This window comes from Pseudomonas syringae group sp. J254-4, from assembly GCF_032586855.1.
GTDB classification, from domain to species: domain Bacteria; phylum Pseudomonadota; class Gammaproteobacteria; order Pseudomonadales; family Pseudomonadaceae; genus Aquipseudomonas; species Aquipseudomonas amygdali.
This window is the reverse complement of the sequence record NZ_JAWHOO010000042.1, coordinates 1-7,512: the sequence shown is the minus strand read 5'-3', so window position 1 is coordinate 7,512 and position 7,512 is coordinate 1. Positions and strand designations below refer to the sequence as shown.

The window sequence follows — 7,512 nt, the reverse complement described above, 5'->3', positions numbered from 1 at the left end:
GGAAGTAACTTATCCCCCAGCAATCCGACCAACACTTCGTTTGCACCACCGGCAATAGCTCCGGCGCGGAAATCACCACCCATGGCTTCGGCTAGCAGGCCACCCAGGCCTGCGTGCAAGAGAATCTTGGTAATGCTTCCTTCAGTTAACTCAAGATCTCCTATCGCCATTGCCCTTTGGCGCCACCGATGCTGGCCGCTGTAGCGACTGCCGAACTGGCCAGGTTATCCTCAAAGCTCCCGCCGTAGATTCAAGCCTATGAGTCCGGCAAGCGGCGTATCCAGGTAGCGGCGTTACCAGAACTGGCCCGACTCCTTTCGACCACACTTGAAAAGCTGTTTGGTCAGCAGCAGGAAACCACTGTGCGTAAGCGTGGACCTGCTCCAAAATGGCAACAGCAACTGGAATCTATCGACCAGCTACCTAAAAGCCAGCAGAAATTTGTTGCGCAGACGCTCGATGCCCTGATCGCTCAGGCCACGACTAAAGCGAGCAGTGAAGGAAGGGAAGTTTTGCAGTAAGCAGATACAACAACACCGGCGCAGGGCCGGTGTTGAGGGTAAGCAGTGTTCAAGAGAACTCTATTTTGCAATCTGACAGAGGGATCGAACGACCATCGGAAATAATAAATTGATCACCTTCGATTCGGGCCAACAGTAGACCAAGACCTTCTGCACCGGCTTTGATGTCTTTTCTCCAGCCGTCAATATCACCGTGATATACGACAGCATGAAAGAGCGGGCCATGTCCCGGTGTGATGCTGCATCCAGCTTCGTTGATCCCACCACTAGTTGCATTCGGAGGTTCAGCAAAACACGTTATTTTTTTAAATTGTTTACGAAATTTACTTTTCCCATCATCAGAAAAATAAATAGCCTCCCTAGTGGTTGCACCATCCGTCCCAGGAATGACTCTCGCATCAGACCTTTCTAGCTTTCCGCCTAAAACCTTCTCCAATTCTTCTATTTGGTTAGCCAAGATATCACCTCAGTTTTTCACTGGCGTCATTACAAACTTAAAGTTTTTAACGCCTGCATCAGTAAATACTTTCGAATAGTAACTAGCCAACTCTGGACTATTCGTATGATAAATAACGCCGCCTTCGAAACCGGATGAGTATTTCTTCGCCTGATCCACCATTTTGGTCTGCTCAGCGGCCGACCAAGGCTTTGAGCCCACTGGGCTAGCAGGATTTCGAAGAGAGCTGCCCCAGTCCTCTACAAATTTAGCTTCAACAGCAGTCCGCTGCCCATTAACAATAGTCACGTTGTCCGCAACACCGTTAACACGTTGCCCATTGATAACAGTTGTGTACTGACGCTCCGCATAAGGAACACTACCGTATAGATTTCGAAGACCACTTTCGTAGCTTTGAGCCTTATCAATTGCCCGCGTACCACTGACAACCACAGGACTAGTAGTTTCTAGAGCAGTCCCTGCACCTTTTGAACCACTTGCCCCAAAATACCCGTCTGGCAGCTGACAAGGCCCGGTATTATGCACCCATGTCTTGAGCTTCCCAACATAGAACGTATGCCCTACATCGACCGTCAGGTTATACGTTTTACCCACTGGCAAGTAAAGCTCCAGTGACTCGACTTCGGATGACGTGTTCTCGCTGGCGCCATCTGCCAAAGACTGCAGACGGTCGCCTGGTTTCAGGTCGATGACCGGGACGAAGCCATGCTGGGCCGGCACGTAGAACGGGTGACCCGGCGTGACCAGCAGGGTTTCATCTTCAGCCTTGCCGTCTTCCTGTTTACCTTTGAGCTTAAGTCGATAAATAGGCTGATCGGTGCGGATATGTGTCGCCAGGATCGCTGCCGCAAATGGCTTGCCGCCGCCCTCCGGTTTGCTCCAGACGATGTCACCCACTTTGAGCGTATCAATGGCGCGCTCGCCATCTGGTGTGGAGACCATCGTTCCGGCCGCGAAGCAGCAAGGACCGTCCATCACGAACTTGCGACCTGCCCCGAGCTCTGCCAACGTCTTTGCCCGATTGGCTGGCAAGAAGTTCAGCGCGAACTCAAGATCACTTTTCGCACGAATAGCCGCACTCGCCGCCGTGTTGCCCTGCATATCGTAGATGGTCGCCATGGCCTCTTTGGTCTGGCTTGCCTCCACGCTATTCATGAAGGAACCCCATGGGTTCTTGCTCAAACCCATTAGACCATTGGCGGCCTGCTCGCTAACCCCTGCAGGATCACTCATAAGCGCCCATGCCGAACCGAAAGAATCCGACAACGCGCTGCCGCTACCTTGGGCAATCCCGGCTAAAGTGCCGGAAAGGGAACTCAGAAAATCGGTGTTGACCGCAAGGTTTTTTTGGTAAAAGTTAGCGTATTTGTATCCAGGATCACCTGCGTACAGCCCCTGCATGTTGACTGCGTTGATCGACGCATCTGCATACTCAGCGGTGTGGGTATTGCGATAGTCGGTGATGAGCGCCACTGTTTCTGCTGGCGTATAAGATTTACTCCCGGCCGCTACAGGAACATCGCCTACCGCTGCATAAGTATCAGCCAAAGGAGAAAGCGCGATACCCAGATGTTTCAGCGTCACAGCATCGGGGACGACACCGTTCTCTGCGAGTGCACCATTCCAATTTTTATCGGTGTAATAAGCCAATGCCTGTGCTAGGCGTTTCTCGGCCTCGGCCGGGCTGATGTTGGCTTCCTGAGCCAGGCTCGCGGACTGTTTTTCCAACAGTGGTATTTCGTCCGGGTGCAACTGTCGGTTGTATTGATCTGCCATGGCCGAAACCCAGGCAGCTTTCTCGACATCTCCACCTGCCAATCCTGCCGCTGCCAAGCCGACGATCTGCGCAGCGGCCTGACGATATTCTGGGCTTGCTTTGAATACATCATTCAAGGCACCTGCCATTGCTTGACTGGCACCAGCGGCAACGGCGCCAGTGGTGAAGTCGCCGCCGGTTGCAGAGGAAACTGCGCCTCCCATCAAGGCATGCAAGGTTGTTCGGCCTATACCACCTTCAACCCACATGGCCTTTCCTGTTACATCCCCGGCTGTAGTAGCTTCAAGAAGCTTCTGATCTGCAAAACTTCCGACCTGATAAAACCCTATGGCCGCAGCTACGTTGCCTGCCTGACTGACCAATCCGTTAACCAGATTGCCACCCAAGCTACCGCCGTTGACCGCAGTATTGATAGCCCCCGAAGCCAGACCTTGCGCACCGGCATGAACCGCAAAGCCACCCACGCCTCCCCACGTGGATAGATCGAACCCCTTGGTCAGATTGTTGAATGGCTTAGTACTACCGCCCAGTTGTGGATCAATGACGCCGGCGGTGAATCCCGCGGTAAGGCCTGAGATGGCAGCGCTTTTTAAGCTATCGCTACTAAACGTATCTTTTAAGGCTGCCCCCAGATTGCCTTTGTTGTTGATCGTGCTCACAACACCCTGAGCAGTTATTGACGTTAGACTGGCAACAGCAGCCGCGTTTGCCGCAACACCGATCGTTGCAGCCGTTGTCCCAGAAATACCAGCAGCGAGTGCTGCTCCGTTAGCAGCAGAGCCTGCTGCCGCACCCGCTGTAGCGAATGTCCCAGCCCCGGCCGTCAACACCGTAACGACAATAATGATTGCCAGCATTGCCCCTTGGCCGAGGCTTGAATTGTTGTACTTGAACGAATCATGTACCTCTTTGATCTGACGCCAATCCACATCACCGCGCTGCTCAGCATCCTTAAGCCACGCCAGTTGCGGGTCGGCCTTGACCATTGCATCAATAGTCTGGCTAACGCTTTGCTGGTCGACTTGTTTGATGTCGATTTTCAAGCCTTCAACAGCGCGGATCGCTACTTCGCCTTTGGCCACCAGCTCACTCTGACGCAGGGTTTCGTCGGTGTTTCCCTTGCCTTTACTCGAATTCCAGGCAAGGTCACTTTTGCTCTTCTCATGACTCTCCTGCTTCAGGTCCTTCACGCCCTCAAACGTAACTGCACCACCACTTTCAATCGTCAGGTCTTTACCGCTCTCCAGCTTCGCGGCCTGATACTTCTGATCGCCTCCGCTCGACAGCAGCAAATCACCACCAGTGGTAATTTCACTGCCGATGTTTTTCACATCAGTGATTTCGTCACGCTTGGTTTTCTTCGCCCCAAAACTCCCCTTCTTCTTTTTGTCATACAGCGAATAATCACTGTCCTGCGCGGCCAGAATGTCCAGATTCTCACCGGCTACCAGATACGCCTCTTTACCCGCAGTAATACGGCTGGAGATCACGGAGAGGTTCTGGCCAGCCTGCAAGGCAACGCTGCCTCCCGCTTCAAGATCGGCGGCAACCTGGCTGACGTGGTCTTCCTGACGGGTCAGTTTTTTGCTTTTGGACAGGGAGTGTTCTTCGTCCGCCGCAGAGCTGATGGTGAGGTTTTCGGTCGCGGCCATGGCGATGTCGCGTTTGGCGTCGATCTGGCTGGCGATTACGAAGATGTCGCGTCCGGCCTGAACGGTCAGGTCGCGTCCGGAACTGGCGGTGGAGCCCAGTTGGGTGATGTCGCTGCTGTTGTGTTTGCTGTCCGAGAACAGGCTGTTGGTGACTTCGGTCGGGGCGATGGTGACGTCGCGTCCGGCCTGGATGCTCATGTCACGACCGCTTTCCAGCACGCTGCCTTTGTTGATGACGTCGCGGCCTGCCGAGATGCTCATGTCATTGGCGGCTTCGATGCGCGCGGCACTGTCGGCGAACTCGTTATGTCGCTGACCGCGCGCGCTGTTGTCCATCGAGGTGATGCTGCGTTCGTTGGTCACGTCGCCGTTGATCGCGGTCAGTGAAACATCGCGACCTTTGATGATGCCGCCAGCGGTGTTGATCAGGTCATTGCCCGCGAGCAGATCAAGCCGGTTACCAGCTTCTATCAGGCCGGCGTTGACCAGATTGTTACCGGCAACCGCTGACAGGTTATTGGCCGCACGCAAGGTGCCAACGTTGTCGAGGTTCTGGCCGGCGATCAGTGAGACGTCGTTACCCGCAATCAATGCCCCGGTCGGGCCAAGGCGATTGTCGGCCTGTGCCAGATACAGCACCGGCACCAGCACTTTCTCGCCATTCACTTCGTGCTCTTCGAGCCAGACGATGTCGTGGGTCAGCGCTGCGACCTGTTGTGAACTCAGCGATACGCCGACAGCCAGGTTCAGTTGCTGTTTGCTGGCGATGGCGTTGTTCATCAGGTACTTGAACTGCGCCTCGTTGGAAGTCTGTCCATCGATGAAGGCCTGACCAGTGCGGGCCACGACTGCCTGCTGAACGAGGCGTTGTTCATACAAGCCGTCGCCCAAGCGCTTGGCGCTGACTTCCGGGTCGTAGCCCAGACCTGCGAGCAGGTAATCCGAGCTCATGAACTGCTTGAGCTCAGTGAGCACCGGGTTGGTTTCGATCAGGTATTTTTGCGGTTTGGAAACGAAGTTACTGCTGGGCAGGCCCTGCACTCGGGTAACGGTTTGTGCTGCGGCAGCAGCGACCGGGCTACTAACCGTTGCAGTTACCGGGCGGCCCTGAGCGTCGGTTACAACTTGACCGGCACTGTTGATACGCGAGCCTTGCACCATCCCGGCATTCTGGGCCGCCGAACTACCTGATCCTGTGGCAGTTATGACCGGAAGACCTGTCGAACCTGCATTTTGCACAGGCAGCAAAGCACCACTTCCCTGATTACCTGTCGCGATACCGGTGACACTGTCGACGCTGGTTACACCTGTGGAATCAGACGTATGGCCCGGTAGTACAAATCCGCCTAGGGGCGCGGCACCTGGCGCGCTGGCGTCGAAGGAGGATGCATTGGCACTCACGCCAGCGCCTTGTCGTGTCACCGAAGCAAGCTGGCGGGTGGCGTTGGATATCTGGCTAACCGAGCCGATCTGGATGGTGCTTGCCTGTGCATCGGAAACGGTTTGCTCGCGTTGAGCGACGGAGACCGCCGCGCCGCCCATGGTCCAGCTTTGTGGCAGGCCGACGGGTTGGGCGACAGCGGCTGCGGTGCCGGTCTGGCCGCTCAGACGGAACAGTCCGTTCTGTCCGGTGGGCAGACTGAAACCTGGCAGGCTTAGTGGGTTAACTTGTTGTTGGGCCAGGTCGGGGGGGAGCTGGGCATTGATCCTGATAACTGTGGCGCCAGTGCCGGAGGTACGCGTGTCCTGAACCTTGCTGGTGCCTGCGCTGCCTGCATAGTCTTGGTGAATGACACTGTTTTGCAGATCCTGTTTGGCATTAATGGATACATTTCCGCCCGCTTGAATGACTGCACTGCGTCCGCCGTTACCGCTGCCATCTTTTGCGACTTCAACGTCACTGATAAGTGCGTAGCTTTCCAAACCTGCAGGCAGTTGTACTAGATTGTTACGGTCATATTGAGACTGCGGGCTGGTCCCACCGTAGCCATAACCGGTGAGCGTATTGGTAACTGCCTTTCCGGTCGACTTGTCTTTGACCACCACCGTTTTAATCGTGCCACCATCACGCCCTGGCTCACGTGTCGTCACGGACGAGGCAATGCCCAGGCTCAAGCCACCAGCCGCATCAACATAATAAACATAGGGGAAATCAGGGTTGTTGCGCTGATTGTAAGCAACTACCTGAGGCATGAACCGGTTGACCGTACCGTCCGTTACCCTGCCGGAATTATAGGTACGTGTGCGCTCGATACTGCCACTGACAGCACCCAGGTTTTTGACACTATTGGCCTGAATGTCGATGTTTCCCGTCGCGCTGATGGTGCTTTTACTGTTGAGGAAATCACCGCCTCTGAAAACGAAATCGCCTCCAGCGGTCAGCAGAGAGGAGGCTGAGGTGTCGTTATCCTGCCCACCCTCGTAAAACTCTCTAGCGATGTAATCAACATTGTAATGATCGCCACTGCAATCATTACAAAGTACGGCGATAAATCCGGAAACCAGCGTACGACCTACAGCAAACCCTTGAGCGCCACCTGCGTCAGAGGTACGGTTAGTAAAGCTTCCTGAATTGATGGTGAGGGTCCCGCCACTTTCTATTGACCCGGATATATTCGAAACATCATTAGCCTGAGTTCCGCCACCATAGCCTTTGATAAATAGCGCTCGCTGACTGTAAAGGTCACCGTTCTGGTTGGTGAAGCTATTAACACTCAGCGTTGTATCGCCGCCGCTAAAAATCAAACCTCGATCATTAGTGAGGGACGGCGTTGCAAGCGTCAGGTTTTGCGCGGCGCCCAGGGTTCCGTAGTTGGCAATGCCACCAGCATTCACGACTAAATCGCCTGCTGAGGTCAGGCGTCCGCTATTTGTAAGTTGGCCACCAATATTGATTTCGCTGTTACCACCACTCGTGATGCTCGAGGCGCCGTTCAGATTCAGTTGCCCAGCAGACAGATACATACCACCGACACTAGAAGTCCTACCACTACCGGTAAACGTCCCGCCAATACGTATTTCTACCCCGCCATCACTCGCAATCAACCCATCATTCGTCCAGTTCCCGCCACTCCCGCTGAACGAATTCGACGCCAGCAATTGCCC

4 protein-coding genes are annotated in these 7,512 nt (G+C 54.7%); 1 reads left to right on the top strand and 3 read right to left on the bottom strand.

Annotation, left to right across the window (positions count from 1 at the left end; all coding sequences use genetic code 11):
- Positions 1-170: hypothetical protein (locus RYB09_RS27390; RefSeq protein WP_410478334.1), on the bottom strand; the 170-nt coding region annotated here is incomplete at its 3' end.
- 192 nt (positions 171-362) lie between these two features.
- On the opposite strand from RYB09_RS27390, the gene RYB09_RS27015 reads away from it, so the two are divergent.
- Positions 363-521 carry a hypothetical protein gene (locus tag RYB09_RS27015; protein ID WP_158510003.1) on the top strand — a complete coding sequence of 53 codons (159 nt, stop codon included), beginning with the start codon at positions 363-365 and terminating at the stop codon, positions 519-521.
- Positions 522-570: 49 nt separating this feature from the next.
- On the opposite strand, the gene RYB09_RS27010 is transcribed toward RYB09_RS27015, so the two are convergent.
- Together RYB09_RS27010 and RYB09_RS27005 are read right to left on the bottom strand one after the other, a co-directional pair.
- On the bottom strand, positions 571-978 hold the full coding sequence (locus RYB09_RS27010; protein ID WP_080396151.1) for a hypothetical protein: 408 nt from the start codon (positions 976-978) through the stop codon (positions 571-573).
- Between the two features lie 9 nt (positions 979-987).
- Positions 988-7,371: a DUF637 domain-containing protein gene (locus tag RYB09_RS27005; RefSeq protein WP_193601273.1), complete on the bottom strand. Its 6,384-nt coding sequence runs from the start codon at positions 7,369-7,371 to the stop codon at positions 988-990.
- Between the last annotated feature and the right edge of the window lie 141 nt (positions 7,372-7,512).

Coding starts and splice junctions, on each gene's coding strand:
- RYB09_RS27005 (WP_193601273.1), bottom strand. CDS start 7,371: ATGTATCTGTCTGCTGGGCAACTGAATCTGAACGGCGCCTCGAGCATC.